This window comes from Acidaminococcus intestini DSM 21505 (genome assembly GCF_000425045.1).
GTDB classification, from domain to species: Bacteria; Bacillota; Negativicutes; order Acidaminococcales; family Acidaminococcaceae; genus Acidaminococcus; species Acidaminococcus intestini.
This window is the reverse complement of sequence record NZ_KE384298.1, coordinates 97,034-122,367: the sequence shown is the minus strand read 5'-3', so window position 1 is coordinate 122,367 and position 25,334 is coordinate 97,034. Positions and strand designations below refer to the sequence as shown.

Here is a 25,334-nt window from a genome sequence, read left to right as displayed (position 1 = left end):
TTTCTTTTAGGCGCCCGCTTCATTGGCTCCATTTTATGATATAATAAAGAGAAGTATGACCAATCAGGGAAGTGATTTTTCCCTTTTCCATAGTTCATGCGCCGCATTGCGGTAATTTCATTGAGTGGAGGATATCCCTTATGAACCAAAAGGCACTTGCCTTACTCGTTACCATGATGGTATGCATGCCGAGTGCGGCCTACGCCGCTAGGGCATATGACGGCCAGCCCCTTGCCACTAAAAACGGTCCTGCCTATGAGCCGCAGACCGTCGATGATGTGGCCCGACGGGCCGCGCAAGCAGAAGCCATCCGCAAACTCCAGGATGAACCGGACCAGTTTGCGGAAGAGGCGGTTCAGGCCAAGCAGGAAAGTGAAAAAGAAAAGAAGGCCCGTCAGGAGCGGGGAGAGGACAAAGCGGCCAGTGAGTCCGATCTGCCTATCACCATTTATGGGGATCATGTCCTGTACCACTCCGATACAGGGGAATTTACAGCCAGCGGCAATGTGCGCCTCTATCAGGGCACGCAGCGGCTTTATACGACGGAAGCCCGGGGCAATGCTCTTACAGGCGATGTGTACCTGCTCCAAGGGGGCCGCATGATTGATCCCCCCAACACGACTGATTCCGATTGGGGCCATTATAATTTCAAGACCCAGACCGGGACCGTGCACAACATGAAGGGAACGAACGGGGATGACCTCTACAAGGCGGATATTGCCCACATCTATAAAGATCATGTGGACCTAGACCAAGGGGCATCCGTAACGCGCTGCCCTGCTGTAGAGCATCCGCCATGCCTGGAAGTTAGGGCCGATCATGTGGTCATCTACCCCAATGACAAGATCATAGCCTATGGGGTCAAGGTCTACCTCAAGGGAAAGCACATCTATAGCCGCGACCGCTGGATCAACCGGCTGAACGATGGGGAAAACAAGCAGAGCTTTGTGCCCCATATCGGCTATGATGAAGATCAGGGAATCAAGCTGCGTTACAATTATTCCTATGATTTCAGTGACCATAACACGCTGGACGCGGACATCAAATACTATTCCAAGATTGGTTGGCGTCCTATGTTTACGGATACCCAGGACGAACGGAATTACTATGTCCGTTATATGGAAGGCTTTGACGAGGACGATAACAACAACTGGATCCGCAAGATGCATGATATCAAGGTGGGGTATAAGCCACACCGGATTTCCGATTCCCTGCCCCTTTCGTATTCTGCCTACGCAAGCCATGGGCTCTGGAAGGATAACCGAATCAAGAGCTGGCACACGGAATATGCCGTCTTCCTGAACCATGATCCCATTACCCTCATCCATGGCGACCGCCCCCTGACCTTGGGTCTTGGTGTGGGCCGCAAATGGATCAATGAGAGCGAACGGGATTCTACCCGTAAGACCTGGCTTTATTCGGCAACCCTGCGCAAAAATCTGGGTGCTGGGTTTGACACCTGGTTGGGTTACTATTGGGAAAAGCGGCAGGCTTCCATCTTTGACTATGGCCGTCCCGATATGGACCGGGAAGTCCAATTTGGTCTTTCCAAGACCTTTACACCTCGTGACAATGTGACGTTCATGACGCGCTATGACGAGGCAGGGCACAATGTTTATGAGTATATCTGGAGATGGAGACACGATTTCTGCTGTTTCCGCCTGACCTTTGAATATCGTGACAAACGCTATAAAGGCGGCGATGATGAATGGAGTGTACAATATGAACTTTTCCGCTGGTAATGCACGTGAACTCATTGATGGCCGTTTCCTTGAACATGAAAAGCTCGTCCACCGCGTCATGGGGAGCAAAAAGCTGATGAAGGACCTGGAAGACGCGGCAGGACTTATGAAGATGACCCTTCTTTCAGGAAACAAGATTATGTTTTGCGGCAATGGCGGTTCCGCAGCCGATGCCCAGCATTGGGCGGCTGAAATCGTAGGCCGTTTCCAAAAGGAACGGGCTGGTATGGCAGGCCTTGCCCTGACGACGGATACGTCAATCCTGACCGCTGTCGGTAATGATTACGGCTATGACCGCGTCTTTTCCCGTCAGGTCGAAGGCTTGGGACGGGAAGGGGACCTTCTGGTCGGCATCTCCACGAGCGGCAACAGCAAAAACGTGGTAGAAGCCATTTTGATGGCGAAAAACATGGGCATCCGTACCTTAGGATTTACTGCCAAAGGCGGGGGCAAGATGGCGGAACTCTGTGATATCCTTCTTGCCGTCCCTACGGAAAATACGGCCCGGGCCCAGGAAATCCATGAAATCATGGGCCATATCCTTTGTGAATTGGTGGAATGGGAATGAACAGTCAATCTGTGATTGAATTATTGACCGAAAAAATCACGCATCTGCGCATTGCCGTGATTGGTGATGTTATGCTCGATCGCTACGCCTATGGGGAGGTGCGCCGCATATCCCCGGAGGCCCCGGTTCCCGTCACGCGTGTAAAACGCCTGACTTCCGTCTTGGGCGGTGCAGGCAATGTGGCGGCAAACTTGGCAGGCCTGGGGGTCCAGGTCTATGTGGCGGGCATGACGGGTGAAGACGATCACCGCCGCGTCCTTGAGAAGAAACTGCGGGAGCTAGGGGTTGATTACAGCGGCCTCATTGCTTCCCCAAAACGCAGTACCATTACCAAGATGCGTATCATTGGCGCGCGGCAGCAGATGCTGCGTCTTGACTTCGAGGAACCGGGGGATCTCCTGCCCGATGAGGAACAGGCTCTTCTCCAGTGGCTCCGCAAGCATCTTGATGAGGGACTTGACGGGATCGTCCTTTCGGATTATGCCAAAGGAACCTGTTCAGATCGTTTCTGCCAGATGGTCATCACCCAGGCAAGGGCGGCCAATGTACCGGTCCTTGTCGATCCCAAAGGGTCCGATTGGGCCAAGTATCGGGGCTGCGACCTCATCACGCCCAATGTCAAGGAAATGTGTGAAGCGGCAGGAAAGGTTGTTCCCAATGTAACGCCTGCCTTGGTGGAACTGGCCCAACAGGCCCGCGAAACCTTTGATATCCGCTATGTGGTCGTCACTCGTTCGGAAAAGGGCGTCACCCTTGTTGGAAAAGATGACGTCATTACAAAAGCTGCCACGGCACAGGAAGTCTTTGATGTTTCTGGTGCAGGGGATACGGTTGCCTCCGTGCTGCTTGCGGCCATTTCAGGAAAGCTTTCCCTTGCTGATGCCTTGGAGTTATCCAATAAGGCGGCGGGGATTGTTGTTTCCAAGGTGGGGACCTATCCTGTCCATAAAGAAGAACTGCTCCGTGAAATCCTTGCTGATTCGCAGCCGGAAAGCTTTGACTATCGCCCCATGACCTGGGACGAACTGGCCCGGCTGACGAGGACCTGGCAGCAGGCGGGAGAGACTGTTGTCTTTACCAATGGCTGCTTCGATATTCTCCATGCCGGCCATGTGCAGTACCTGCAGCAGGCCGCCCAGCTGGGAGATCATCTGATCATTGGCGTCAATACGGACGACTCCGTGCGCCGTCTCAAGGGACAGACGCGTCCTTTTAACCACGAAACGGATCGGGCAAGGCTGCTTGCCAGTCTCCGTGATGTCGACGCCGTAGCCTTATTTGGGGAAGATACGCCGACGGAACTGATCAAAAAGATTCGCCCCGATATTCTCGTCAAGGGCGGCGATTACAAGAAGGAAGAAGTGGCTGGCCGAGAATATGCACGGGCGGTAGAAATCCTGCCCTTCAAGGAAGGCTATTCCACGACAGGAATTGTTGAAAAGATTGTTGCACTTGTGAAGGAGGGCAAACTATGATCATTGTAACCGGTGGTGCCGGTTTTATCGGCAGCAACATCGTAAAAGGTCTGAACGATCAGGGCCGGGATGATATCCTTGTTGTCGATAACCTGACCAATATGGTGAAATTCAAGAATATCCAGGGCCTCAAGGTCATGGATTACTGCGATAAGTTGGATTTTATCGAAGACGTGAAAAACGGCAAATGGAACCATGCGCCCATCGAAGTCATCTTCCATGAAGGTGCCTGCTCCGATACGATGGAATATAACGGCAAGTATATGATGGAAAATAACTTCCAATATACAAAGACCTTGATGCACTTTGCCATGGACCGCAAGATCCAATTCCTCTATGCTTCTTCGGCGTCAACTTATGGCAGCGGCCAGAAAGGATTCCGCGAAGAACCTGCCTGTGAAGAGGCCCTTAATGTCTATGCTTTTTCCAAACTCTTTTTTGACAACTATGCCCGCCGCTATTTTGACAAGGCGGAAAGTCAGATTGCGGGCTTCCGGTATTTCAACGTCTACGGACCCCAGGAAAACCACAAGGGCAAGATGGCTTCCATGGTACGCCAGATGTTCCTTCAGTGGCAGAAAGACCACGAGGTCAAGCTCTTTGGCGAATATGATGGCTATGGCCCAGGTGAACAGACGAGGGATTTCATCTACGTCAAGGATGTCGTCAAGGTACTTTTTTATTTCTGGCAGCATCCGGAACTAAAGGGTGTCTATAACTTGGGAACGGGCAAAGCCCATACCTTTAACGATATGGCAAAAGCCGTGCTGGACTTTTTTGGCAGCGGAAAGCTCGTTTATGTGCCATTTCCGGAGGTCCTCAAGGGAAAATACCAAAGCTACACCCAGGCAGATACGACAAAACTCATTCAAACGGGCTATGATGGCGGATTTACGGATTTTGCCGAGGCCGTCAAGGAATACTGCGGCGTGCTCCAGGCCTCTGATGGCTATTATCGCTAAGGAGGATGGCTGTGGGACAAAAAGCCGTATTTCTTGACCGTGACGGTGTCCTTGATGTGGACACGGGATATATCAGCCGTCCAGAGCAGGTCCAGTGGGTTCCCGGCGCCAAAACGGCCTTGGCACGGCTCCATAAGCTGGGGTATGCCGTCTTTGTCGTAACCAACCAAAGCGGGATTGCAAGAGGATACTACACCGTAGAGGACATGAAGGTCCTTCATGCTTTCATGGCAAAGGAAATAGAAAAAGCCGGCGGTCAGATTACCCATTTCTATTACTGTCCCCACCACCCGACGAAAGGGACCGTCAAGGAACTGGTACATCCATGTTCTTGCCGTAAACCCCAGCCAGGCATGATCCTGCAGGCTTTTTCTGACTACGCCCTTTTGCGGGAAGGCTCCTTCCTCATCGGAGACCGCCAAAGCGATATTGACGCTGCCCTTGCAGCAGGCCTGCCGGGCTATCTTTTCCAGGAAGGGAATCTGGATGAATTTTTGCAAAAAATCTTGCGCATCGAGGCGAATGGACGTGGACTATCAGAACATCCTCATCATTAAAATGAGCTCCCTCGGGGACGTGATCCACACGCTTCCTTTTGCGGGTGCCTTGCGGCAGCGTTTTCCCAAGGCCCGGATCTCGTGGCTTGTCCATCCCCAGTTCGGCGCTTTTATTCCAGGACCTCCCATCATTGATGAGGTCCTTTATTTTGATAAGGCCGCGTTTAACAAAATGGATTTCAAGGGGAAATGGCGCACGCTGAAAAACTTGCGTCATACCCTCCGTGAAAAACACTTTGATCTGGTTATTGACATGCAGGGACTTTTCAAAAGTGCGGTCATGAGCCTTTTGACAGGGTCGGCAACCCGCATTGGCTATGGGGAGATGAGGGAAGGCAGCGGTCTTGTTTCAAAGGCCATCATTGGACCCCATATCAAGGATCATGTCATTGAGCGCTATCTTGATGTCGCACGGTTTTTGGGTGCGGATGTAAAGGAAGTGTCCTTTCCCATGCCGTCCCTCCAACTAGAAACGGAGACGGTCGAGAAGAAGCTTGCCGCTTTAGGCTTGGTTCAAGGGACGCCGTACATTGTCCTTGCTCCTGGCGCGAGGTGGGAGACCAAAAGATGGCCTGCCGGCCATTTTGCCAAGCTGGCCCAAAAGTTCATGGATGAAGGATACAGCGTGGTTCTTTGCGGCGCACCCGATGACGTCAAACTGGGGGAGCGGATCCGCGAACTGACCAATTATCCCAAACCGCTCTTTGATCTCATTGGCCGCACGAGCCTTCGTGAACTGGGGGCCCTCATCAAAGGGGCACTTTTTTATGTGAGTGCCGATACGGGGCCGCTGCATATTGCAACCGCTTTCAAAAAAGACTTGGTTGCCCTTTATGGACCGACCCGCCCGGACCGCACAGGTCCTTATGGGGATGCAGGAGCTGTGATTCTCGTAAGCCCTGAGTCCTGCGCCGGCTGCCTCAATAAAACCTGCAGTCACTGGACCTGCATGGCCGCCATTACACCGGACGTTGTCTTTCAGGAATTTCAAAAGAAAGTAGGAAAGAACCATGATTGACCTTTCCCATAAGAAAATCATCGTGACCTTTCTCATGCATCTTGGGGATCTTGTGCTGACGACGCCGTTTATCCACGCACTGAGAAAAGCGGCGCCTACGGCAGATATTACCTACCTTGTGGATGAAAAATTAAAGGATGTGGTTCTCCACAATCCGTATATCGATCATGTGTGGACCATCGACAAAAAAGGACGGGACAATCATCTTCGGGCGCTTTGGGCCATGGGACAGAAAATCACAGACGGGAAGTTTGACGTTCTCATCAACCTTCACCCTAATGAGCGCTGTTCCTTTATCGATGCCGTGGCTCGGGTGCCTGTCAAAGTGGGCGCCAGTCATTTTCTTTTCCGCGGTTTTTTTGACCCCTGCATCAAGCTGGACCGCACCCTTCACGCCGCCGATATGTATCTTGATGTCCTTACCCGCTTGGGTGTGACCCATCTGGAGCATCGTGGTCTGGAAGTTTTCCCCGGCAAGGCGGATTACCAAAAAGCCGAGGCCTTTTGGCAGGGGGCGGGCCTATCCCCTGAAACGGGCCTAGTGGGCTTTAACATCGGAAGTGCCGTTGAAACAAAACGCTGGGCACCGGAACGCTTTGCCGCTGTCGCCGATACCCTTAAGGAAGAAGGCTATGAAACCGTCTTTTTTGGCGGGCCCATGGACCGGGAGATGGTGGAGGCTGCTATTTCCAAGATGAAGACAAAGCCCCTTGTTGCCACGGGAAAGTTTTCTATTGGCGAACTGGCGGCTGCCATGAGCCGCTGTCAGCTCATTATCACCAATGACAGTGGACCCATGCATGTAGCCATCAGTCAAAAAGTCCCCATCGTGGCCATGTATGGACCGAGCCATCCTGATCTTTATGGACCCTATACGAAAGATGCCATCATTGTCAAAGCCATTCCCCCTTGTGATGGCTGCCGCAGCGGCATGAAACATCACTGTGAGGATATGCGCTGCATGCGCCAGCTTACGGTGGACCAGGTCCTCGGTGCTGCCTATACGATGCTGCGGCGCTGAGACAAAAAAGGAGGAGAAGCGATGGCGGGAAAAGAATTCAGCTATGAAATCGTCAAACAGGTTGCTGTCCTTTCTAAAAGCCCGAAAGGGTGGACCAAGGAAGTCAATGTGATTTCCTGGAATGGCGGAACGCCAAAGTACGACATTCGCGACTGGACGCCGGATCATAGTAAAATGGGAAAGGGCGTGACCTTATCGGTTGAAGAAGCAGTCCATCTCCTGAAAGCCCTTCAGGAAGAAAACCTTCTCTAAAAGGAAAAGTCACCCGTTGACTCTTTTTAGAGGCTTCGCTATAGTAAAGATAAGAAGGGGGTGATCCCCCAAGTGGTCCTTGTGACTACGACACCAATAAGAAGGGAGGACCGAATATGCTTGGCATTGTATTGATCCTTGTCCTTGCCCTCATGGGCGGGCTCATTGCTTATTTAGGTGACAAACTTGGCAGTAAGATTGGCAAAAAAAGACTCAGCCTATTCGGCCTGCGCCCTCATGACACCTCTGTCCTTATGACCATCATTAGCGGCATCCTTGTTGCTGCCATGACTATGGGCGTCCTGACCGTCAGCAGCAAGGAAGTTAGGACCGCGCTTTTTGGCATGAAAAAGCTTCAGGAAGAACTGCAGACCCTGACCGCTTCCCGTGATGAGGCAAAACGGGAGCTGTCGGCCCAAAGCACTACCATCAAGGAACTGGACCGCCAGATTGGTGAAGCGCAAAAAGCCCTGACCCAAGCAAAAAGCGAAAAAGAAGCGGCCGAAGCCCAAATGGAAGAAGCCCGCAGCAGCCTTGCTTCCATGCAGGCCCAGTATGAAGAGGCCAGTCAGCGTCTAAAAGCAGCCCAACGGCAAGCCGAGGAAGCCGAAAAAGCCCGTGACAACCTGCAGCGGGACGTCAAGGATCTGGAAGAACAGTCCCGGAAGCTCCGTGAAAATATCGTGACCATCCGGGAAGGCAACGTGGTCTTCCGCAGCGGGGAAATCCTTTTCTCCGGTTCCCTGCAGGGAGGACTCAGTAAGGAAGAAACCCAAAAAGAGATGGAAGCATTCCTGAATGCGGCCAACCATGCCGTGGGTGAACGGGTGGGAACGCCGCCAGGCACGCCCGTCATTTGGCTCAGCAAAGATTCTGTGGAACAAACGGCCCACGAGCTGTCCCAGCAGAAAGGGACCATGTATGTCCGGCTGTGTGCGGCTGGAAACATCCTTTCCGGGGAAGTGGTTGTCAGCCGGTTGGAAATGACCCCCAATACCATCGTCTATCATAACGGCGATACGATCCTGCGCCAAACCATTACGGTCAAACCCAATACAGAGCAGGTTGACCTTGCCTTGATGGCCTTTTTGAAGGATGTCAACCGCATGGCTCAGGCAGGTGGCGTCATTCCTGATCCCCTGACAGGGAAGGTGGGTGCTATCTCGAGCCGTGACCTTGTCCGTGCCAGCGAGCATATTTCCGAACTGGGCGGTCATGTGACCATTACGGCAAAAGCAAAACAGGATGTGACTGTTGCAGGCCCCGTGGTTCTCGAGTTCGTCATCCGTCCGGCGGAGGAAAACGAATGAAGAAGATTCTCGGCATCGATCCAGGAAAGGACAAGACAGGAGCCGCTCTGTGTGAGGAATCGGGAAAGATCCTTCGCTGTGAAGTGCTCCTCATGGAGCATTTCCTTGCATCCTTACAGAAATTCCTCGATCATGTGCCCGTAACGGAATGCGTCCTTGGAAATGGGACGACCAGTGCATCCATGCAAAAGACCCTCCTTGCAGCCTACCCGGATCTTGCCATCCACATCATTGATGAGGCCCACAGCACGGAAGAAGCACGGCAGCTATATTGGAAGCTGCATCCTCCCAAGGGCCTCATGAAACTCATTCCTTTGGGCATGCGCACGCCGCCGGGAAACATGGACGGCCTTGCCGCCGTGATCCTCGTGCAGCGCTATCTTTCAAGCAAAAAATAGAGTTATCCCTCTGACCGTAGTGGGTCAGAGGGATTTTTTAGGTTCTTTGTCAAATGTTGGGCCACAATCTGGGAAGGCAACTGGCTAATAGCCTGCACCTATAGCCGGTTCAGGAATGATTAGCTAAGAGGCATTTTCATTGCGCATGTTGTAATGATTACGGCCGTGGGCAGCGCGTGCAGATCATTGATCCACTTTGCATACCAAGCAAAAACCACGGGAACCCTTCCTTTCCCTAGGAAAAAACAGTATAATAAAGTATTGAACATCAATCTCCAATGGCTGATCAGCAAAGGAAGCGATGCCGATGTTAAATCAGATCGATTTGTCTAAAAAGACGCCCAAGGGCACCTATGCCAAGCAGTTTGACAAGAAAAGTGCGGAACTGGGCTATTTGGGCCGTGCCCTGCGCGATGCCAAGGTGCCGGTCATTATCCTTTTTGAGGGATTCCGTGGGACTTATCGGGGAAAGCTCATCAACAAGGTCATCAGCGCCCTTGATCCGCGCGGATTCCGGGTGTATTCCGCGTCAAAGACGACGGAGCGGCAGAAGATGAGTCCCTTCTTCACCCAGTTCTGGAAAGAGCTGCCCCCTATGGGCGGAATCAGTATCCATCACCGTGCCTGGTATTTTCTCCGCAATGAACATGATGTAGGTGATCCGGACGAGGCAGCGGAATGGTACAATGTGCCTTTTCATGAAATCAACGATTTTGAACGGACCCTCTATTTGGGCGGGTATCGTATAATCAAGCTTTTTACCCATATTTCTCAAAAGCAGCAGGAAAAGAATATCGCCAAAGACAAGGATTCCCTGGGAAGCCGCTGGGAAGCCCTGACACCGGCTGGTATCGAAGGTGTTGACTATAAGGCTTACCGCAATGTCTACGAAAAGATGCTGACGGAAACAAATACGGTCTATGCACCGTGGCATGTCATTCCGATGGAAGATGTGCGGACTGGTATCCTTGAGACCATGGATGTCCTTATCAGTGAGTTCAAGGCGGCTTTATCGGCGGCAGAGACCCAAAAAGAAAGCTCGCAGGCACCGCTGTCCTATGCTTCCGATCCCTCCATCCCGTCCATCTTGGCGCGCTATGACTGCAATAAGGATATGGACGAGAAGACCTATGATGAAAAGCTTAAAAAATACCAGAAACGGCTGGCAGAGCTTCAGGTGGAACTTGCCAAACGGAAAATCAGTACGGTTGTGGCTTTTGAAGGCTGGGATGCAGGCGGCAAAGGCGGGGCCATCAGACGCCTGACATCGGCTTTGGACCCTTTGGGGTACAAGGTCAATCCTGTAAGTGCGCCGAATGATATCGAAAAAGCCTATCATTATCTCTGGCGCTTTTGGACCAAGATTCCGGAACCGGGAGAAATCGCTGTCTTTGACCGTACGTGGTACGGCCGCGTCCTTGTCGAACGGGTGGAGCATTTTACGCCCGTAAAGGACTGGAAACGGGGCTACGAGGAAATTAACGAAATGGAAGAGGAATGGGCAAAGCAGGGCTTCATTGTCCAGAAGTTCTGGATGCATATTGATCCGGATGAGCAGTTCCGCCGCTTCAAGGCCCGTGAGGAAGATCCTGATAAGACGTGGAAAATTACGGCAGAAGATTGGCGCAACCGCGACAAGTGGGATGCTTATGTCGATGCCGTCAATGAAATGCTTTACCGGACTGATACCCCTTATGCCCCATGGACCGTGGTTGAAGGCAATAATAAATACTATGCCCGCCTCAAGGTCATGAGCACCATGATCGACCGTATGGAAAAGGCCTTGGCTGCGGTTGATGATAAGGCTGGCAGCAAGGCAAAGAAAGGCTGATTATGGAGACGTTCTGTTATGAAACAAAAGAAGGCGTGACCTATGGCTATTTCCCGGTTTTGCGGGAAATGGGCTTTGAGAACGCCTTTACCTGTATGGAGGGCGGGGAAAGTGCCATCCTTCCCCATACGCTTAATATGGCCCTTCACGTGGGGGATGAAGCGGCGCTTGTTATAAGGAACCGGGAAAAAGCGGCCCGCGCCCTTTCCATTTCGCTTGACCGCACGGTGACCTGCGCCCAGATCCATGGGAGCCAGATAGCAGTGGTAGATGCCGCCCAGGCTGGCCGTGGGGCAAGGGACTTTGGAACGACTCTTGCCGGTGTGGATGGCCTTGCATCGGGTGAAAAGGATCTTCCCCTCATGCTTTTTTATGCGGACTGTACACCCATCATGATTGTGGATCCCGTCCAAAAAGGAGCAGCCCTGCTGCATGCTGGCTGGCGGGGTACAGTGGGTGCCATCGGGCCCAGGGCCGTTTCTGTCATGAAAGAGACGTTTCACAGTCAGCCCCGGGACCTTGTTGCGGCCATTGGTCCTTCCATTGGTCCCAAGGATTATGAGGTTGATGACAGGGTGCGTAACGCGGCGCCTGGCTATGAAGCGTTCTTTATCCAGACGCGGCCCCATCACTATTTGATGGATCTATGGCACCTTAATGCAGCGATGCTCCAAAAAGCAGGGATCCCAACAAACCAGATTTATCTTGCTGGAGTATCGACCTTTTCCTCTGACCACTATTTTTCCTATCGCCGTGATCATGGCCGGACGGGAAGGCTTGCTGCCATTTTATTTCAACGTGGAAGGTAAAACTCGTAAGGAGATGTTGTGCATGCTTTCGGAAAAACTTGCCTCAGTTCAGAAAAAAATCGATGAGGCCTTGGCTCTTCGCAAGGAAAAGAAGGTGACAGGGGATACGGTGACCATTCTTGCTGTCACTAAGAACCATCCCCCTGAGGTGGTTACGGAGGCCCTTGACGCAGGGCTTACGGAAATTGGGGAAAACCGGGTCCAGGAGGCGATGCATAAGCAGGAAGTCCTGCCGAAAAGAGGTCATTGGCACCTTATTGGTCATCTCCAGACCAATAAGGCTAAACATGCGGTAGAACATTTTGACCTTATTGAATCGGCGGACAGTGCCAAGATCTTGACCCATCTGGATAGGGCGGCCGAACAGGTTGGCAAGGTGCAGGATGTGCTGCTTCAGATCAATGAAGCGGGGGAGAGCCAAAAAAGTGGCTTTCAACCGGCCGATTTCAGGGCCATTGTAAAAACGCTGGATGCTTATCCTCATCTGCGTGTCCGCGGCGTCATGGTCATTGCCCAGGCAACGGACCAGGTGGAAGAAACGCGTCCTGTTTTCCGCGCGGGGTATGAGGATTTCCTTTTCCTCAGGGACGCACTCAAGCATGAAGATGTCAACATCCTTTCCATGGGCATGACCCATGATTATTGGATTGCCGTAGAAGAAGGCGCCAATGAAATCCGTGTGGGTTCCGCTCTTTTTGGTGCCCGCGACTATACCCTCAAATTTTAAGGAGAGAAGATTCCATGAAATTTTTCGATAATATCATGCGTGCCATCGGCCTCAAGGAAGAAGAGGACAACGAATTCGAATTTGACGATGAAAAAAAGGACAATGTCGTGCCTATGTTTGGCACCAAAAGTTATGGCAGCGAAAGTCATCGCGGTTATGAAACAAACCGCTATGAAGAGTCACGTCATACGGGACGGGACAATCTCATTGCCATGCCCCATGCGCAAAAATCCGTGAGCGTTGTCGTCGTGGAACCCATTGGTTTTGACGAGGTCCAGAAAATGGCGGATTACCTGCGTAATAACCAGCCTGTGGTGATCAACTTTGAAAATACGGATAACGATGTGCGCAAACGTATTGTGGATTTTATCAGTGGCACCATCTATGCCCTTGATGGGTCTTTGCGCAAAGTTGGACGCAATATCATGGTCTGCGCGCCGCAAAATGTTGAAATCGACGTGGAAAATACGAATTACACAAGTGAAAGCGAGGCTGAACCATGGGAGAGATAAATCCAAAGATTGCTTTTATTGGCTGCGGAGCGATGGGAGAGGCCATCTTAAAGGGTATGCTCCTGGGAAATGTCGCTTCTGAATCCGATATTGCCCTTTCCGTCCCTTCCCAAAAGAGCCAGGACCGGCTGCGCGCGTCCTATCCAAAGGCCGCTGTTTGCGGAAAAAATGAAGAGGCTGTACAGGGTGCTGACCTTGTCATCCTTGCTGTAAAACCGCAGATGGCCCATAAGGCTGTCACGGCAGAAATGCTGGAGACCCTTCCAAAGGAAGCTGCAATCCTTTCCATCATGGGAAGTTTTGACCTTGCAAAGCTTCACGCTCTTGTGCCGGCCCACGCCGTCATTCGTGCCATGCCCAATACCCCCCTTGCTGTTGGCATGGGGATGACGGCCCTTACCGCCGATGACGCCGTGACCGAAGACATGAAGGCCTTCGCGGGGACCATCTTCAATTCCTGCGGCGAGACCATTTGGGTTGATGAAAGTGCCATGGAAGCCATTACGGCCATCAGTGGCTGCGGACCGGGTTACTTTTTTGTAGTCATGGATGCCCTCGCTGACGCGGGCGTCATGGCAGGCCTTCCGCGTGCCCTTGCCATCAAGCTTGCCGCTGCCACCATGGCAGGAAGTGGCATGATGGGTCTTAAGACAGGCCTTCACCCCGCCCAGCTGCGCGATCAGGTGACAAGTCCCGGGGGTACGACCATTGCAGGCATCAAGGCCCTTGAAAATCACGGAGTGAGAGGAGCGTTCTATGACGCTGTCGATGCTGTTTTGAAGCAAAGTGCAGCGCTCAAGAAATAACTATGGCAGATCGAGAAAAAATCCTTAGATTCTTTAAAGCCGGCGGAGACGAGGAACTGGCGGGAAAACTTATTGACCTTGCAGACCAGGCCCGCCGCAATCGCCGCTATATGGTCAGTGATTTCATGGATCCCCATGGCATCAATGTGGCCGATATTGTCGCGTCAAACTATACACAGATTACTATGAAGAGCTTCGGGGGCTTTCAAAATGCCGAACGGATGCGTATTGCCTATGTTGTGGACGATTTTTATGGTGAACCGGATTTTGCCATTGCGGCCCTTCTTGTAACCTGGGACAAACGTTATTATGATGTGGGTCACCGCGATGTTCTGGGAGCTTTTACGGGTATGGGCTGCAGCCGGGATATCTTGGGAGACATTGTCTTTACCGACGAGGGAGCCCAGATGGTTGTTGACAAGACCATGGTCCCTTTTATCCTTTCCAACTTGACACAGATCGGGGCGGCCACGGTAGAAGTAAAGGAAATTCCCCTAACGGAGCTCAAGGAAAAGGAGCAGCGTGTCAAGGTCATTTCCGCCACCGTTTCAGCCCTTCGGCTGGATGCTGTCGCGGCGGCTGGCTTTGGCGTTTCCCGTTCCCGCATGGCCGAGGAAATCAAGGGGCAGAATGTGCGCGTCAATTGGCAGGACGCCAAAAATCCTTCCCAGCTTGTCAAGGAAGGGGATGTGATTTCCTTTAGAAGCCGAGGCAGGGCAGAACTTGCTGAAGTGCGCGGTACTACCAAAAAAGGTCGTATGGCCATTACCATGAAGCGGTATCTCTGATTGGGAGGAGGCCCATTATGATTCTACTCATCCGTCACGGTGAAGCAGAGCATCACGTCAAGGCCCTTACTGGTGGCTGGACTGATTCATGCCTTACGGCAGACGGCAAGGTCCAAATGGAGAAACTGGCAGCGGTCCTCAAAAAGGATTTTGCTGGAAGGAAACCACCCCGTTTGGCAGCAAGTGACCTGCAGCGCTGTCAGCTAGGCGCGGCCATCCTTAAAAAGGCGCTTGGTATCAAGGAAATGATCCTTTTTGAGGCCTTGCGTGAAAAAAATAATGGAAAGGCTGCCGGCAAGAGCGTCATTGCCGCAAAGGCTTTTTACCATGCTCCAAAAACGGGACGCGAACTTGATCATCGCAATTATGATGAAGGGGAGACGCGGCGGGAGTTCTATGAGCGGACGATTGATGGGATAAAGGATGTCCTTTCTGGGACGGAAGACCTTATCATCGTCGCCCATAAAGGATCTATCCAAAATATCCTTTTCTACTGGATGGGCTATTCCATTGATGAAGTGGCTTTCAAGAAAGTGTCCTTTGATATCCGTCCGGCGTCGCTTACGATGATTGGTATCAATAAGTGGGATGAACATGCCATCTTCCTTTTGAATGACCTTTCCTATCTGCGAAGTGATGAGAAAATTGGCCTCTTTGATTTTCCAATCAAGCGATAACACGTAAAACAAGGCTCCGTGAAGTAGTTTTACTTCACGGAGCCTTGTTTTTATGGGGAAATTGCAGTCTTCCGAAAGGGCGGGAAGGTCGGGGCCCATCCAACCCGGATTATTTACCGGCCTGAATCGGTTTATTTACGCGGACACGTTCAATGGTTGGGTTCCCGTTCCGGTCTTTCTGAATCGTGTCGATACGGATGTACTTCAGTTCCGGTGAGAAGTCCTTAACTAGACGGCTCAGTTCCGGATCGGTGGAAGCCATGCCGCTTTGGACGATGCGGTAGACGATGGCGGCAAATTCATAGCGGCTCATCATGCGATTGCCCTTGAACTCACCATCGGGATAGCCTTTGAGGACGCCGTTACCGGCAAGCTTTGTCACATATTCATAGGCCCAATGGTTTTCTGCCACGTCAGGGAAGAGCTCGCTCTTCATGGGATCGATCTTAAAGCCATGGACGGCTTTAAGCTGGGCAATTTCCGCACTTTGTTCAGCAAGCGCCTTGCGCATATCGCGGATTTCCTTTGCCATGGCAACGCGGGAATTGGAGACGTTGTTGTTTTGGCCCAATTTAAAGGTGACGCCAGCATTGACCATGTTTTCACCACCGCCCATGGAGCCGCCGACGCTGAACATGACATCTTCAGTCGGACGATAGAAAGCCCCGAAGGCAACGGCGTGGCTGCCGCGGTAGTTGCCGTAGCCGCCAGCAAAATCCCACTTGTCATCTGGATCGAAGTCGTTGGGGTGGAGAGCGGCAAGGGCGGCCGCATTGGCACCGGCATGGCTGATCCGATTGTCAAGGTTGTTGATGCGGCCATCAACCCGGTTGAATTCCTGCTGGACATCGATGTTCATGCCGCGGAGCTGGCTGACGTTGACCGCATCGGTCGGCGCTGTACCAGGCGCAACGTTGTGGATCTGGTTCTGGTCCATGTCGATGTTGGTCCCGTTTTCGACCTTGAATTCACCGCCTTTGACGGTGAGGTTATTAGTCGTGACAGACTGACTCGTTACGGAGTTCAGGTTCGTCAAATCCGAAGCAAGCTGAACATGGAAGCCAGTAGCTCCGTTATCCGCTGTAAAGCTGCGGACGCCGATGTTGTTGTCAGTAAGCGTGCCCGAAGCTCCGCCCTTTAAGGTGAGCTGGGTATTGAGGACCCGGTCCACTTTGGTGCTGTCATCGCCGATGAAGGAAAGACCATCTTCCATGGTGGCAATGGCATAGGTCGATTCAGCCGTCTCCGTGCCAGATGCTGCGGCGCGCAGGCGAGAAGAGGAATTTGCCGTTCCGGATAGGGCCGCACGATGGATGGTCGCACTGCCGTCCAGGGAGGAAGAAGCTTCCGTAGCTGTGAGTTTGGCCGTTTCCTGTCCCTGATTGTTCTTGAGTGTCAAGGACCCGTCTTGGGTATCACTGCCAAGGACCACATCTTTGTTCAGCTTGACAATCATGGCCTGATGTTCACTGTCTGCAACAACCCCAATGTTGCCGTCGGTGAGCTGCTGCTTAAGGCCTTCTTCTGTCGTAACGGAATTGCCTGCAAGATCTTTCGTCTGGCCGACGATGTTGATGTGACCGTCAGATCCTACATTGACTATATTCTTATCATCTGTAAGATTCGAGTTATCTCCCAAATAGTGATGATCGCGCGTTGCATAGTAGAGCTGGGAACCGTTCACGGCATCGGTACTGTCTTTACCGACAAGACCGGCGGCAACGTTCTGGACGCGGCGATAATTTCCTTCGCTTCCTACCGTAACGACGCCTGTGGCTTCCGAACCCGCAAATGTTGCTGTTTCCCCGCTGCGGGTTGTGTAGTTGGCGTCCTTGCTGTCATAGTTGTATGTCCCCACGCCGGACGTTGTTTCATCGGCTGTCTTTTTGGCGGAACTGCCGGAACCAATGTAGGCGGAATTGCCCACCGTCGCATTGACATCACTTCCCAGGATCTGGATGTTGTTCATATCTGCTTTACGTCCTTGGAGGGGGATGTCGACAGTGTTGTTGTTGCCAACAATATTGATGTTCTCGGTCTTATTGGCTGCGTCATCCACATTGCGCCCCTTGATCGTATTGTCAAACCCGTCAATCGTGATGCCCTTCAGGCTGCCAGCTTCTGCCATCTGAGAGGCCTCTCCCAATACCTTGTTATTGGACCCGCTGATCTGGACATCCGTGATAGTAAACCCTTCGTTTTCCTGGCTGATGGTATTGCCGTTGCCTACCGCGTGAGCGTCCGTAACAGATCCTTTATGTTCGTCTTGGTTATTATAAATGGCTGAAATCTTGTTATTGTTGCCAATGAGTCCCGATTCGTAAATCGGATTAGAGGGACCATCGCCCGTGTTATCCATGGTATTTCCTGTTCCAAAGGCATGATTTCGATCACCTTCTACTGTGTTGTGAGCGCCTACGACGGTAGATGTCGAACCATTGACTTTGGTGCTGGTCCCCACCGCAATCGAGTCGGTTGCGCTGGCGTCCGTCCCGGATTCTTTACCAATGGAAATGGAACCATTGCCGGCAGCAACGGCCTGATCTCCTGCTGCGATGGAGCTGTCCCCGGAAGTCTCGGCATAATAACCAATCGCAATGGAATGATTCCCTTGATTGGAACTTTCATTATTTTCGTTGACCTGGTTGTAGTTGGTCGCTCTCGTCCCAATGGCAATGGAATGATCGGTCTGTGCAATCGATCCCGACCCAATGGATACGGAACGTTCCCCCTTTGCTTCTGTTAAATGGGTACTGTCGCCTGGGTCAGTTGACTTGATGGGCCCTTCGGAGCCGATGGCAATGCTGCCGGCTCCTGTTGATTTTGTGTTATTGCCTATGGCAAGGGCGTCATCAGCCTGAGCCGCAGTCCCCGGCCCAATTGCCATGGCGTTTTTGTTGTCTGGACTCGTTCCGTCATTGCTTTTATTTCCCGTGCTCGTATTTTCATTGGAACTGACAGAAAAATACTTTTTCGACAGGGCTTCAATACTGCTGTTAAGGTTGCTGATCTGTTGATCGACATAGTTTTTGGTGACATCGCCGGAAGAAGTGCCGCCAGATGGAATTTGGGACATCGCCGTTTTTAACTGACGCACGGTCACGGCATCACTGTCAAGAGAGCCGTCTGCTACGTTGGAAATGCGGCGCAGATTTTCGCTTGTCCCGACGGAAACATAACTGGAAGGGGCGATTTGCTGCGTTAGATAGCCCGTTCCAGAAACAATGGCTTGGGCATCCGAACCAGACCCAATGGCAACATTTCCGTTTTTGGCAACGGAATTATAGCCAAAGGCAATACTGCCCGTATCATAGGCGTGAGCGTTATCTCCAAAGGCCATTGCATATTGTCCGTTTGAAAGGGCGGCCCGCCCAATGGCTGTGCTGTTACTGTAGGAGGTTGCATTGGCGCCAATGGCGATGGCGTATTGTGTGGTGTCTGTTCCGCTTATTTCAGAAAAATTATTGGCTTTGTAACCAATGGACACATTATAGCCATTTTGCGGATTATCCAGGGTTTGTTCCGTTTTGAATCCCTGACCTGCCTCGGAGCCAATGGATACATTGTAGTTGCTGTGGACATTGGAACCTGCTTTATCACCGATTGCGACATTTGCTGTTCCTACCACATTTTGTCCTGCTGCAACACCAATGGCAATGAGGGAACCATCTACATTGGCCCTTTTTGCATCTGATCCCACGCCAGCGAGATTCCCGATGGAAATATCGCCGCCGCTGGTCGCTACAGCACCATTACCAAAGGCTTGGGCGTTGGGCGCACTGCTGGTTGCACCAAATCCTATGGCAAGAGAGTCTTCGCTGGCCTTGGCATTATTTCCCAAAGCCATACTGTTTTTTTCAGAGAATGCTTTGTAGCCGATAGCAATGGCGTCGGCTTTATCAGCGTTTGCGTTGGACCCAATCACTATGGCGTGAGTCGCATTATTATTCACCTTTGCGTTATAGCCAATCGCAATGGCTTCATTTGTTGTATTTCCATTGAGGTTATCTGCTGCAATGGTGGCACCTGCACCAAGGGCGAGGGAGTAGCTTGCTCCATATACTTTGGCATCGCTGCCGATGGCGAGACTTCCTTTGGAAGCAACCGTTCCGGATCCGTCAATGGGCACGTTCTGAACTTCCGCATTGTGCCCAATGGCGATGGCGTCATTGCCGCGGGCGTTGGACAAGGTCCCAATGGAGATGGAATCAACACCGCCTTGATTGGTTGCCGTGTCAGAGCCAAGGTCCGCTCCCATGTCAGCAGTCGCCCCCGTAATGGCTCCCTGACCGATTGCGATGCCGCGGCTTGCCGTCGATTTTGTCACAGCTCCATCACCCAACGTGATGCTCTGGTTGGCCTTACTGTTGGCATTCGGACCAATGGCAACGGAGTTTCCGCCTTCCGCCTTGGCTTCACCGTCCGTCATGGTCGTTGTCTTTGTTTCAGTCGTTCCATCTTCCTTGGTCATGGTTTCTGTATAGGAAGACGTGGACGATTTCGTCTTGAAATATTTGGTTAGCCCTGACTGCCCCGTGATGGTCCCACTTTCGTCTGTCTTAAATCCCAGGGAATCAGCAAGTTCTTTGATCTTGCTTCGATTTTCATTGATTTTTGAGCGGTTTGTTCCAATCGCAGTGGCATTTTCTGATACTCTGGAGCTAAGCGTATCAAGGTCAGATTGATCGGCCTTTCCCGAAAGGGATGCTTGTGCGGCAGCAATATCGGTTTTATTTTTTGCGATATCGGTTTTGTTTTGATCAATGGCCGCTTTATTGGCAGCGACCTTCTCATTTGTCGCCGTATCAGCCGCTTTTCGTTCTGCTGTCTCTTTATTTAGGTCTGTCTGTTCCGCCTTACCGGAAATTGAGGCCTGCTGCGCTTCGACTGTTCTTGTAACGGCGCGGATCCCAGACTGATTGCTTTCAATGGCTGTTTTGTTGGCCGCAATATTGGTCTTGTTCTGCGCAATGGCGGCACTATTGGCAGCGACTTGTTCTTCCGTCGTTGCTGCATAAGACGGAAGTGGGGCGGCGATGAGACTTGCCCCGACAAGGCACGACAAAACGAGACCGCGTAGGAGGCTGCGCCGTCCCTGACGCTCAGCACGGGTAAATCCACCGCTGATTTCGGAGACGACTTGGACCAATCGTCTTTTCTTGTTGTAAATGACCTTATACGCTCTGTTCATATGAAATTTCCCCCTTTTTTTGATGAAAGGCGCTGTCACATGTGGACCGCAGAAAGCGGCTTTGGGCCTTACTAGAAAAAATCCCCATAATATATTATTAGAAGCTTATGAAACATTATTATATGTAATTGATATAATTAATGAAACATAAGCTACATAAACTAAGAAAATTAAAAGATATTTAATAATAATAATTTTATGATTTAATTTTATCTCATTTTTAAGTAAAAAGAAAGTTGTTTTGTCTGAATTCATATAATCAATATTATATGAGTGCAAAATAATATAAAATTATAATAAAATTAACAATACATAGTAAGGGTTAAAATGATAAAAGCCTTATATTCTATCATTTTCTCCAGAGGCTTTGACTTCCTGGAGTTAACGGATGAGGTGCGAGTTCCTACGGCACTGCCCAAAAAAGAATTTGCAAAAAGGCTTGACAAGAAAGCCCCAATCCCTTATACTAAACAGCGTTGATAAGACATTCCCCGATAGCTCAATGGTAGAGCACTCGACTGTTAATCGAGTTGTTGTAAGTTCGAGTCTTACTCGGGGAGCCAATTAAAGAATAGGCCGGACGGTTGTCCGGCTTTTTTTGGATATGTACTGAAAAAGTTTTGAGGTGTGTATAGGTGGCAGGAATAATCACAATCGATAAAGAAAAATGTACGCGGTGCGGCACGTGCGCAAAGGTCTGCCCGAGTTGTATCCTGGAAATGGATACCGAAGGCCCGGTCTGTATCAATGACCTGTCCTGTATGTCCTGCGGTCACTGCGTCGCTGTGTGCCCCACGGGGGCCCTTGACAATTCCCGCTGCCCGAAGGCTGAGATGGATCCCATCACCCGTCCCATGCTGGACCCGGATACGGCGCTGGAATTTCTCCGTCAACGCCGGAGCATCCGAAATTTTCGCGATGAATTGGTACCGGAAGAAAAGATCCGTCAGCTTCTTGAAGCAGCTCGGTTTGCTCCGACGGCTGCCAATTCCCAGGGCATGTATTACCTTGTTATTCAGGATCGGGACCTGATCAAGAAAATTACGGACTGCGTGGCTGACTGGATGCAGGAACAGATTGACAATAAATCCCCACAAAAGCGGTATTTCATAAAAGTCCTTCATGTGTACCGTGAACGAGGCATTGATATCATCGGACGCAACGCCCGTCAGCTCATCTTTGTTTTGGCTCGCCGCCTTAATGTGACAGGCCCCAGCAACAGTGAGCAGTCCCTTGCTTATGCGGAATTGTACGCACCGACCTTGGGACTTGGCACGACCATCATGGGCTTTATTGAAACCTGCCTTCGGGCCGATTATACGCCGCTGCGGGAACTGCTCCAGATTCCAACAAAACAAGTGGGGGTTGGCTGCCTGCTCGTAGGCTATCCGCGCTATCGCTATCATAAACTTGTAGATCGTCAGCATCTGAAAGTGGAATTTCGCTGAAAGATGCGCAGCCAAAAGGAGGGATTTTGATGATCCAAGGAAAAACCATCATCAGTGACGAAGTGTTTGTCGATATTGTTCGTGCTGCTGCCCAGGACCTTGGGCATGTGACCCTCTCGTTAAATGAAGGTAGCTCCCTTTTTTCCCTGGCTAAACGGGTTACGGACAAGATGGTTCCCCAAATTTCCGTCCGTAAAAGTGATACCACCGTTGACGAAAACGGGACCGTTACGAAGGGTCATGTCAGTTTTGAACTAAAAGTGGCTGTTGAATATGGATCCAATATCCCCGAAGTCGTGGAAAACCTGCGTCAGGCCATTGTAAAAGAAGTGGCTGCCCTTACCGATTTTTATGTTGATTCTGTTGATGTAGTGGTCGCCCGCTTGGTGAACATCCAGAAAGAAGCGGCCCCCCTTGTAACAGAACAAGAAAAAGCTGCTGTTCCGGAAGCAGAAAAAGAATCCCCTGCAGCACAAGAATAAAAAATGGATCTCCATCTGATTGCATGAGTTCAGATGGGGACTTTTTTATGCATAGACCACTTTGTCCCCTGTCCAATTGGTCTTAGCCTGCTTTTTTAAGGGTGACAGCAGTCTATTTGATGGTCGTTTAGGTTGCCCCATGGCAAGCGCGGGAAATTTCCGTTCAGAATATCTGGAAAAAGAAAAATTCACCGTAATGTTGACTGGGTATAGGGGACTGTCCTTTTCTTTTTTCCCTATCTTTCTGTATAATGAGGATAAGAGATGAATCCATTGCGGCGGACCCCCTCATCGGTGTCCCCCTTATCGATCAAAGGAGACTGACCTATGGAAATCAAGAAAGTGGCACTGATTGGAGCTGGCGCCATTGGAAGTTATCTTATCTGGGGGCTTAGCAGGCTGGCTGACCTATCTTTTACTGTCATCGCGGATGGACAGCGGGGAGAAAGGCTTCGTGAAAAAGGACTTGTCATCAATGGGGAGCCTTTCCGCCCCATGGTACAAGGAGCGGAAGAAACGGGCCCTGTAGACGTTATTTTTGTGACCGTCAAATATGGGGCGCTTTCTGCCATTTTACCGGCCGTAACCGCTCTTACCGATTCGCGTACCATGATCATAAGCCTCATGAATGGGGTGGACAGTGAGGCCGTTTTGGAAGCGGCCGTAGGAAAAGGTCATATTGTCCCGGCTCTTCTTCGTATTGCTTCCCATCGGGAGCGAGGAAAAGAGGGAATCGATCAAGTGACTTTCAAGGAACCTCAAGGTATCCGGGGACTTTACTATGGAAAACCTGCGCCTCTGTCACAACGGGATGAGGTACAGCTTGAAGCCCTGAAGGCCTTTTTCGCACGGACTCCGCTCTTGACCCATATGAGCCGCACCATCGAAAGTGATATTTGGGCCAAGTTCCTCTTCAATATTGGCCAAAATATCCCTCAAGCGATTGTAGGCTGCGGAACCGGGGCTTATGCTGATTCCGAACACGTGCGTTTTTTGAAGGAACGGCTTGAAGAAGAGGTTGTCCTCGTGGCAAAAGCCAAGGGAATCAGTCTTCATACGGCCATCCTGGAACCGGGGAAAAATGGCAAGGGTGCGGGCTATACCAAGAGCGAGAGCCCTGCCGTGCGCCATTCTACGCTGCAGGACCTGGATCACCACCGCCATACAGAAATTGATATGCTGTGCGGCCGTATGGTGGAAATGGGAGAAGCCCTTGGCATCCCCACGCCCTATAATGCTTTTGCCTACCATGTAATCAAGGCGCTGGAAGAAAAAAATGACGGTTTATTTGATTATGAATAGGGGGAAGGGAGACGCGTGTCATGGGACTTTTTGTTAGGGAAAAACTCATCTATAAGGAACGAGGCAAAAAAGAGGAATGGAAAAGAGCCCAAGCCCTTCTTAAAGAGGCGGGCCTGAAGCTTTCCGTAACGGAGCTTCCCGGTGAGGCCCCCATCTGCGGCTGCGGAGCCAAGCTTGATATCCGGGATTTTGGTCCCCAAGGCAAGATCGACCGCAATTTCTACTATATCGATGTGCCTGAAAAAGACTATGAAAAGGCAAGGACCCTGCTGATGGAGGCAGGGTTTTCCGCACAATAATCCTCTTTTTACAGAAAAACTTCGATACTATTGTATCAAAACATACAAAAAGAGAGAAAAAATAAGAATTTATACTACGGAAATATGGATTTCTTGACAATTGTTCGTCAAAACTGTAAACTCATACCCGTTAACAACCCTTCATCGAGAGCAGCAGAGGGATTTGGCCCTATGAAGCTGCGGCAACCCCCGAATGGGAAGGTGCTAATTCCAACAGGCCATGCGGCTTGGCAGATGAGCGTTCAAACGAAGGTCAGCGTCATCTGTATAGATGGCGCTTTTTTTACTGCTTGTCGATGGAGAGGAAAAAAGGAGAGATGCACAATGAACCTCAAAAAACTGACGGCAGGGACTCTGGCGGTCTTTGCAGCGGCTGCACTCCTAGCTGGGTGCGGCGGCGAAAAGAAGACGGAAAAGGCGCCGGAAGAAAAGAAAAAGATCGTTGTAGGCATTACGCCGGGTTACTCGGAAGAAATCATGGAGTTTGTCAAGGACGAAGCCAAAAAACAGGGCCTTGATGTGGAGCTGAAGGTCTTTTCTGATTATGTAACACCGGACCAGGCACTTGCCCAAAAGGAAATCGACCTGAACTCTTTTCAGCATGGTCCTTTCCTTGATGCCTTCAACAAGAAAAACGGCACGAAGCTGGTCTCCATTGGCAAGACCTACTTGGCTCCTTTGAAACTATATTCGACCAAGATCAAGGATATCAAGGAACTGAAAGATGGCGATAAGATTGCGATTCCAAATGACCCTTCAAATGGCGGCCGTGCCATCCTGATGCTGAGCAAGCTTGGCCTTATCAAAGTCAAAGACGGCGTCAAGGCCTCCGATCTGACGGTCAACGACATTACGGACAATCCGAAACACCTGCAGATCCTTGAACTGGAAGCGGCCCAGCTGCCGCGCAGCCTGGATGATACGGCAGCGTCTGTCATCAATGCCGGCTACGCCAATTCAGCCAAACTTGACCCGAACCTTGCCATTGCCAAGGAAGACAATACGAGTCCTTATGTCAATATCATTGCTGCCCGTGAAGAAGATAAGGATAATCCCACCTATGTGAAATTTGTCAAGATCTTCCAAACAGATGCCGTTAAGAACTATATCAACGAAAAAGCCAAAGGAGCCCTTGTTCCTGCGTGGTAATCATTGAAAG

The 25,334-nt window shown here is 51.0% G+C and carries 23 protein-coding genes, 1 tRNA gene and 1 riboswitch; of the genes, 23 read left to right on the top strand and 1 reads right to left on the bottom strand.

Annotated elements, in window-relative coordinates; all coding sequences use genetic code 11:
• Positions 1-140: 140 nt before the first annotated feature.
• The 17 genes from H503_RS0111480 (at position 141) to H503_RS0111400 (ending at position 15,453) form a co-directional block, all read left to right on the top strand.
• Positions 141-1,742: an OstA-like protein gene (locus tag H503_RS0111480; protein ID WP_026385752.1), complete on the top strand. Its 1,602-nt coding sequence runs from the start codon at positions 141-143 to the stop codon at positions 1,740-1,742.
• A 58-nt stretch (positions 1,743-1,800) separates the two neighbouring features.
• Positions 1,801-2,310, top strand: coding sequence for a D-sedoheptulose-7-phosphate isomerase (locus tag H503_RS0111475; protein ID WP_108911977.1), 510 nt, complete (start codon positions 1,801-1,803; stop codon positions 2,308-2,310).
• Positions 2,307-3,785 carry a D-glycero-beta-D-manno-heptose-7-phosphate kinase gene (gene rfaE1, locus H503_RS0111470; RefSeq protein ID WP_016459601.1) on the top strand — a complete coding sequence of 493 codons (1,479 nt, stop codon included), beginning with the start codon at positions 2,307-2,309 and terminating at the stop codon, positions 3,783-3,785. Before H503_RS0111475 ends, rfaE1 begins: the two co-directional genes overlap by 4 nt.
• On the top strand, positions 3,782-4,747 hold the full coding sequence (rfaD, locus tag H503_RS0111465) for an ADP-glyceromanno-heptose 6-epimerase (RefSeq protein WP_009014819.1): 966 nt from the start codon (positions 3,782-3,784) through the stop codon (positions 4,745-4,747). The genes rfaE1 and rfaD overlap by 4 nt, the downstream gene beginning before the upstream one ends.
• A gap of 5 nt (positions 4,748-4,752) precedes the next feature.
• Positions 4,753-5,304 carry a D-glycero-alpha-D-manno-heptose-1,7-bisphosphate 7-phosphatase gene (locus H503_RS0111460; RefSeq protein ID WP_009014818.1) on the top strand — a complete coding sequence of 184 codons (552 nt, stop codon included), beginning with the start codon at positions 4,753-4,755 and terminating at the stop codon, positions 5,302-5,304.
• Positions 5,270-6,322, top strand: coding sequence for a lipopolysaccharide heptosyltransferase I (waaC, locus tag H503_RS0111455; RefSeq protein ID WP_035196452.1), 1,053 nt, complete (start codon positions 5,270-5,272; stop codon positions 6,320-6,322). Before H503_RS0111460 ends, waaC begins: the two co-directional genes overlap by 35 nt.
• Positions 6,315-7,343 carry a glycosyltransferase family 9 protein gene (locus H503_RS0111450; RefSeq protein WP_009014816.1) on the top strand — a complete coding sequence of 343 codons (1,029 nt, stop codon included), beginning with the start codon at positions 6,315-6,317 and terminating at the stop codon, positions 7,341-7,343. The genes waaC and H503_RS0111450 overlap by 8 nt, the downstream gene beginning before the upstream one ends.
• Positions 7,344-7,364: 21 nt before the next feature.
• Positions 7,365-7,595, top strand: a complete 231-nt coding sequence (locus tag H503_RS0111445; RefSeq protein ID WP_009014815.1) for a YdbC family protein — start codon at positions 7,365-7,367, stop codon at positions 7,593-7,595.
• Positions 7,596-7,711: 116 nt separating this feature from the next.
• On the top strand, positions 7,712-8,905 hold the full coding sequence (locus H503_RS0111440; RefSeq protein WP_009014814.1) for a DUF3084 domain-containing protein: 1,194 nt from the start codon (positions 7,712-7,714) through the stop codon (positions 8,903-8,905).
• Positions 8,902-9,303, top strand: a complete 402-nt coding sequence (gene ruvX / locus H503_RS0111435; RefSeq protein ID WP_009014813.1) for a Holliday junction resolvase RuvX — start codon at positions 8,902-8,904, stop codon at positions 9,301-9,303. Before H503_RS0111440 ends, ruvX begins: the two co-directional genes overlap by 4 nt.
• Positions 9,304-9,610: 307 nt before the next feature.
• Positions 9,611-11,134 carry a polyphosphate--AMP phosphotransferase gene (locus tag H503_RS0111430; protein WP_014128330.1) on the top strand — a complete coding sequence of 508 codons (1,524 nt, stop codon included), beginning with the start codon at positions 9,611-9,613 and terminating at the stop codon, positions 11,132-11,134.
• Positions 11,135-11,136: 2 nt separating this feature from the next.
• The gene (pgeF, locus tag H503_RS0111425; protein ID WP_009014811.1) at positions 11,137-11,943 is read left to right on the top strand and encodes a peptidoglycan editing factor PgeF; all 807 of its coding nucleotides are present in this window, start codon (positions 11,137-11,139) and stop codon (positions 11,941-11,943) included.
• A gap of 22 nt (positions 11,944-11,965) precedes the next feature.
• Positions 11,966-12,670, top strand: coding sequence for a YggS family pyridoxal phosphate-dependent enzyme (locus tag H503_RS0111420; RefSeq protein ID WP_016459599.1), 705 nt, complete (start codon positions 11,966-11,968; stop codon positions 12,668-12,670).
• A gap of 14 nt (positions 12,671-12,684) precedes the next feature.
• On the top strand, positions 12,685-13,182 hold the full coding sequence (locus tag H503_RS0111415) for a cell division protein SepF (protein WP_014128331.1): 498 nt from the start codon (positions 12,685-12,687) through the stop codon (positions 13,180-13,182).
• Positions 13,170-13,988, top strand: coding sequence for a pyrroline-5-carboxylate reductase (proC, locus tag H503_RS0111410; RefSeq protein WP_009014808.1), 819 nt, complete (start codon positions 13,170-13,172; stop codon positions 13,986-13,988). Before H503_RS0111415 ends, proC begins: the two co-directional genes overlap by 13 nt.
• A 2-nt stretch (positions 13,989-13,990) precedes the next feature.
• On the top strand, positions 13,991-14,776 hold the full coding sequence (locus H503_RS0111405; RefSeq protein WP_009014807.1) for a YlmH family RNA-binding protein: 786 nt from the start codon (positions 13,991-13,993) through the stop codon (positions 14,774-14,776).
• Positions 14,777-14,793: 17 nt separating this feature from the next.
• A complete protein-coding gene (locus tag H503_RS0111400) occupies positions 14,794-15,453 on the top strand; it encodes a histidine phosphatase family protein (protein WP_009014806.1) in 660 nt (219 codons plus the stop codon).
• Positions 15,454-15,562: 109 nt separating this feature from the next.
• On the opposite strand, the gene H503_RS0111395 is transcribed toward H503_RS0111400, so the two are convergent.
• Complete coding sequence (locus H503_RS0111395) at positions 15,563-20,644, bottom strand: S-layer homology domain-containing protein (protein WP_016459598.1); 5,082 nt, start codon at positions 20,642-20,644, stop codon at positions 15,563-15,565.
• Positions 20,645-21,132: 488 nt separating this feature from the next.
• On the opposite strand from H503_RS0111395, the gene H503_RS0111390 reads away from it, so the two are divergent.
• From H503_RS0111390 to H503_RS0111360, 6 genes are all read left to right on the top strand, one after another.
• Positions 21,133-21,207: transfer RNA gene (locus H503_RS0111390), tRNA-Asn, on the top strand.
• 72 nt (positions 21,208-21,279) lie between these two features.
• Positions 21,280-22,092: a nitroreductase family protein gene (locus H503_RS0111385; RefSeq protein ID WP_009014804.1), complete on the top strand. Its 813-nt coding sequence runs from the start codon at positions 21,280-21,282 to the stop codon at positions 22,090-22,092.
• A gap of 29 nt (positions 22,093-22,121) precedes the next feature.
• On the top strand, positions 22,122-22,574 hold the full coding sequence (locus H503_RS0111380) for an Asp23/Gls24 family envelope stress response protein (protein WP_009014803.1): 453 nt from the start codon (positions 22,122-22,124) through the stop codon (positions 22,572-22,574).
• A 327-nt stretch (positions 22,575-22,901) separates the two neighbouring features.
• The gene (locus H503_RS0111370; RefSeq protein WP_009014802.1) at positions 22,902-23,876 is read left to right on the top strand and encodes a ketopantoate reductase family protein; all 975 of its coding nucleotides are present in this window, start codon (positions 22,902-22,904) and stop codon (positions 23,874-23,876) included.
• Between the two features lie 20 nt (positions 23,877-23,896).
• Complete coding sequence (locus H503_RS0111365; RefSeq protein ID WP_009014801.1) at positions 23,897-24,175, top strand: hypothetical protein; 279 nt, start codon at positions 23,897-23,899, stop codon at positions 24,173-24,175.
• 138 nt (positions 24,176-24,313) lie between these two features.
• A riboswitch (SAM riboswitch) is annotated at positions 24,314-24,416 on the top strand.
• A gap of 83 nt (positions 24,417-24,499) precedes the next feature.
• Entirely contained in the window at positions 24,500-25,324 is an 825-nt protein-coding gene (locus H503_RS0111360) for a MetQ/NlpA family ABC transporter substrate-binding protein (RefSeq protein ID WP_014128335.1), read from the top strand.
• Positions 25,325-25,334 lie beyond the last annotated feature (10 nt).

Coding starts and splice junctions, on each gene's coding strand:
- H503_RS0111480 (WP_026385752.1), top strand. CDS start 141: ATGAACCAAAAGGCACTTGCCTTACTCGTTACCATGATGGTATGCATG.
- H503_RS0111475 (WP_108911977.1), top strand. CDS start 1,801: ATGGGGAGCAAAAAGCTGATGAAGGACCTGGAAGACGCGGCAGGACTT.
- rfaE1 (WP_016459601.1), top strand. CDS start 2,307: ATGAACAGTCAATCTGTGATTGAATTATTGACCGAAAAAATCACGCAT.
- rfaD (WP_009014819.1), top strand. CDS start 3,782: ATGATCATTGTAACCGGTGGTGCCGGTTTTATCGGCAGCAACATCGTA.
- H503_RS0111460 (WP_009014818.1), top strand. CDS start 4,753: ATGGCTGTGGGACAAAAAGCCGTATTTCTTGACCGTGACGGTGTCCTT.
- waaC (WP_035196452.1), top strand. CDS start 5,270: ATGGACGTGGACTATCAGAACATCCTCATCATTAAAATGAGCTCCCTC.
- H503_RS0111450 (WP_009014816.1), top strand. CDS start 6,315: ATGATTGACCTTTCCCATAAGAAAATCATCGTGACCTTTCTCATGCAT.
- H503_RS0111445 (WP_009014815.1), top strand. CDS start 7,365: ATGGCGGGAAAAGAATTCAGCTATGAAATCGTCAAACAGGTTGCTGTC.
- H503_RS0111440 (WP_009014814.1), top strand. CDS start 7,712: ATGCTTGGCATTGTATTGATCCTTGTCCTTGCCCTCATGGGCGGGCTC.
- ruvX (WP_009014813.1), top strand. CDS start 8,902: ATGAAGAAGATTCTCGGCATCGATCCAGGAAAGGACAAGACAGGAGCC.
- H503_RS0111430 (WP_014128330.1), top strand. CDS start 9,611: ATGTTAAATCAGATCGATTTGTCTAAAAAGACGCCCAAGGGCACCTAT.
- pgeF (WP_009014811.1), top strand. CDS start 11,137: ATGGAGACGTTCTGTTATGAAACAAAAGAAGGCGTGACCTATGGCTAT.
- H503_RS0111420 (WP_016459599.1), top strand. CDS start 11,966: ATGCTTTCGGAAAAACTTGCCTCAGTTCAGAAAAAAATCGATGAGGCC.
- H503_RS0111415 (WP_014128331.1), top strand. CDS start 12,685: ATGAAATTTTTCGATAATATCATGCGTGCCATCGGCCTCAAGGAAGAA.
- proC (WP_009014808.1), top strand. CDS start 13,170: ATGGGAGAGATAAATCCAAAGATTGCTTTTATTGGCTGCGGAGCGATG.
- H503_RS0111405 (WP_009014807.1), top strand. CDS start 13,991: ATGGCAGATCGAGAAAAAATCCTTAGATTCTTTAAAGCCGGCGGAGAC.
- H503_RS0111400 (WP_009014806.1), top strand. CDS start 14,794: ATGATTCTACTCATCCGTCACGGTGAAGCAGAGCATCACGTCAAGGCC.
- H503_RS0111395 (WP_016459598.1), bottom strand. CDS start 20,644: ATGAACAGAGCGTATAAGGTCATTTACAACAAGAAAAGACGATTGGTC.
- H503_RS0111380 (WP_009014803.1), top strand. CDS start 22,122: ATGATCCAAGGAAAAACCATCATCAGTGACGAAGTGTTTGTCGATATT.
- H503_RS0111370 (WP_009014802.1), top strand. CDS start 22,902: ATGGAAATCAAGAAAGTGGCACTGATTGGAGCTGGCGCCATTGGAAGT.
- H503_RS0111365 (WP_009014801.1), top strand. CDS start 23,897: ATGGGACTTTTTGTTAGGGAAAAACTCATCTATAAGGAACGAGGCAAA.
- H503_RS0111360 (WP_014128335.1), top strand. CDS start 24,500: ATGAACCTCAAAAAACTGACGGCAGGGACTCTGGCGGTCTTTGCAGCG.